This is a genomic window from Haloferax sp. s1 (assembly GCF_058382125.1).
Map to the genome: position 1 here is coordinate 1 of NZ_JBZRPK010000335.1, position 3,244 is coordinate 3,244.

The window sequence follows — 3,244 nt, forward strand, 5'->3', positions numbered from 1 at the left end:
GACGTGCAGGCCGATACGAACCTCGTCGGGGACGCCCGCGACGAAGCGTTCGAGACACTCCCCGACGATGGCGTGGTCGTCTGGCGTCGTCGCCAGCGCGGGTTCGTCGATTTGGATATACGTCGCGCCCGCCTCGACGAGTTGCTCGATTTCCTCGTTGACGAGGTCGGCAAGCGCGTACGCGAGTTCTGCTTCCGAGTCGTAGTGCTCGTTGAACGACCAACTGGCGAGGGTGTACGGACCCGTAATTGGCACCTTGACCGGGCGGGAAGCGGCGTTGCGGGTGAATTCGAACTCGTCGACCAGCCACGGTTCGTCGTACTCGACTTCACCGATGACCGAGGGCTTGTCGAAGTAGTTGTGGCCCCACACTTTCACCGGGCCGTTGAACTCGTAGCCCGGGATGCGGTGGGCGAAGTATTCGACCATCTCGTTGCGGCGCATCTCGCCGTCGACGACGGTGTCGAGACCGGCGCGTTCGTGTTCGTCGACGATAGCCCGGCACGCGTCGTCGTGCGCCTCGTGGAGGTGCTCTTCTGTGAACTTCGAATCGGGGTCCTCCGCGAGGTCGGTCGCGCGGTTGAGCCACTTGGGCTTCGGGTACGACCCGACGACCGTCGTGAGCAGGAAATGTTCGTTTTCGTGGCCCTCGGGGCGGAACTGCTCGCGGTTCTGGACGTTTCGGCTCATGCTTCCACCTCCTGTGTCTCCTCGGTCGCAGCGGCGAGGGCGGCGAGTTTCTCCGTGGCGCGGTTCTCCGGCAGGTAGAACAGTTCGGTGTTGGTGGTCACGTAGGCGGTGTCGAAGGTCTGGCTCTGAACGTGGTCGAGGGTCCACTCGACGCGCTCGCGAACTGTCTCGGGGTCTTCGACCAGCGTGTTCTGGCCGTCGACGAGACCGAGGGCGATGTCGTCTTTCGTACCGTACTCGTTGACGTTGTAGAGCGTCTGGTCGCGGTCGCCAGCGACGAAGTCGAACCCGAGCGCGTCGACATCGGCGTCCATCAGGTGCGCGTAGACTTTCTCTTCGAGTGCGCCCCAGTAAGTGTGGACGACGACGTTTGCATCGGTCGCGTCGGCGACGGCGGAGATTGCTTCGGGGACCTGTGCGTCGATGTCTTCGCCTGGCGGCGAGAACACGAGAGAGGGTTCGAGGAGGAACAGCGTCTCGTGTTCCGGGAAGGCGTCAACTTCGCCGGCGAGGAAGTCGCCGACGGCGTCGAGGAACTCGGCGTCGTCGCCGTAGTGCTCGTCGGTCGCGAGGTCCGCGAGGGAGTACGGGCCGGGGAGGACGGCCTGTAGCGACTCGTCGCCGAGGAGGTCGGCAGTCGCGTCCAGTTCGGCCGCGACGTCACCGGAGAAGGTGAGTTCGCCGCGGACCTGCGGGTCGCGGTAGAAGTTGTTGTTGTCGTAGTAGCGGACGATGCCGCCCGTCTCGACGTTCTCGTGGACGGTCAGCGGATGCGCGAGCATGTCGTCCCAGCGGAGTTGGCCCTCGACGACGCGGTCGAGACCGGCGTCGACCTGCTCCGAGACGACTTCTTCGCGGGCGCGCTCGTACGCGCTTACGATGTCCGCGCCCTCGTCGCCGGAGATGAGGTCGTGTTTCTGGTGCCCTTTGAGGTCTGAGAGGTCTTGCTTCGCCCAATCCGGGAGGGGATACAATCCCGGTGTAGTCGAGACGAGTTCAGTCATCACTCGCCGCTAAGAAATGACGGAGTATAATATTTCCTGTATCGACAAATGCACGCCAGTTATTTTAGTGCGAGAACTGTGAGCGTCTCGTAGGGGTAGGACTCCTGAACGACGACCTCGTGGCCGAAGCCGTTCGACTCGGCGCGGGCGAGCACCTCGTCGTAGCCGGTGAGGCTACTTACGAGAAGGAACACCTCACCGCCCGGTTTGAGGACGCGACCGACGGTGTCGAGGAAGGGGTCGATGATTTCGCGGCCGTCTTCGCCACCGGTGAGTGCGACTTCCATCCAGTCGTCTCGGGCCGCTTCGAGGTCTTCTGGGAGGTACGGCGGGTTGAATGCCACCGCGTCGAACGAGTCGTCGCGGAACGGTTCGACGAGGTTCCCGCGGACAACCTCGAAGCCGCGGTCCCCGTCGGCGCGGAGGGATGCGGACCGCTCGGCGGCCTGCTTGCATGCGTGCGGATTCAGGTCGCTTGCGACAACCTCGGCGTCCGTCTTCTCGGCGAGTTGTGCGGCGACCCACCCCGAACCGGTTCCGACTTCGAGGACGCGCCCACTGACGCGGCCGAGCGCCGCCTGCGCGAGAAGTCCGGAGTCTTCAGCCGGTTGGTATACGGACGTGTTCATACCGCGGCGTTCGGCGAGGTCGGTCATCTGTCATCACCTACTGCGTCGGCGTCTTCCGTCTTGCCGACGCCGCCGTCGGCCTCTGGCGCTGCCGTAGACGGCCCGTCGGTGAGCGGAACCGCCCCCGATTGCTCTCGTCCCGAGAGTTCGCGCTGCGGGAACGGGATGGTGATGTTCTCGTCGGCGAACGCCTCGTGGATAGCTCCGATGGCGGCGGTTCGTGCGCGCCATCGGCGGCGGGCGCTCGGGCGGTCGATCCACGGGCGCACGCCGAGCACGACAGCTGAATCGCCGAACTGCTTGGCGACCACCTGCGGTTTCGGCACCGACAGCACCTCGTCGAGCTCTTCGACGGCGGCCTGCGCCACCGATGCGGCGTGGTCGAGGTCGGTTTCGTAGTCGACACCGACGTCGATATCGAGGCGGAGTCGTCCTTTTCGACTCCGGTTGACGAGGCTCTCGGAACTCACCACGTCGTTGGGAATCATCACGAACTCCCCGTCGAACGTCTGGATTCGCGTGTTCACGACCGTGATTTCGGTGACAATACCCTCGTGATTTCCGACTTCGACCCAGTCGCCGATTTCGAACGGCCGAGAGAACATCAGCACGAACCCGGCGATGAGCGCGCCGAGCGTCTGTCTCGCGGCCATACCGACGACGATGCCGAGGAACCCGGCACCGACGAGGAGACCACCGAGATTTACCTCCCAGATACCGAGAACGACAGCGGTGGCGACGAGATACGTCGTGACCTGTGCGAGACGATAGATTATCTCGCGCTGGTGGTCGGATATCTCGGGGCGTGTACTCGCGATTTCCTTAATAAACCGTCCGAGAACCGATGTCAAGGCGTACGCGCCGACGAGAAAGGCGGCCGAGAGACTGACGCGAATGAGGGTCTCCTTTCCGAGGTTGTAC

4 protein-coding genes are annotated in these 3,244 nt (G+C 63.8%); all 4 read right to left on the minus strand.

The genetic code is table 11. The features are described 5' to 3' along the window. Positions 1 to 690 (minus strand): uroporphyrinogen decarboxylase/cobalamine-independent methonine synthase family protein (locus QT222_RS03890; RefSeq protein ID WP_491476370.1); only part of this gene is annotated, 690 nt, incomplete at its 3' end. Further along, positions 687 to 1,694 (minus strand): 5-methyltetrahydropteroyltriglutamate--homocysteine S-methyltransferase, encoded by a 1,008-nt coding sequence (locus QT222_RS03895; RefSeq protein WP_004060233.1) that lies wholly within the window; start codon positions 1,692 to 1,694, stop codon positions 687 to 689. The genes QT222_RS03890 and QT222_RS03895, both read right to left, overlap by 4 nt. A 59-nt stretch (positions 1,695 to 1,753) precedes the next feature. After that, a complete protein-coding gene (locus QT222_RS03900; RefSeq protein ID WP_004060234.1) occupies positions 1,754 to 2,350 on the minus strand; it encodes a HemK2/MTQ2 family protein methyltransferase in 597 nt (198 codons plus the stop codon). Beyond that, a partial coding sequence (locus QT222_RS03905) for a mechanosensitive ion channel family protein (protein WP_491476371.1) occupies positions 2,347 to 3,244 on the minus strand: 898 nt, incomplete at its 5' end. The genes QT222_RS03900 and QT222_RS03905, both read right to left, overlap by 4 nt.

Excerpts from the sequence above, each read along its gene's own strand:
- QT222_RS03895 (WP_004060233.1), bottom strand. The coding sequence starts at position 1,694 with ATGACTGAACTCGTCTCGACTACACCGGGATTGTATCCCCTCCCGGAT.
- QT222_RS03900 (WP_004060234.1), bottom strand. The coding sequence starts at position 2,350 with ATGACCGACCTCGCCGAACGCCGCGGTATGAACACGTCCGTATACCAA.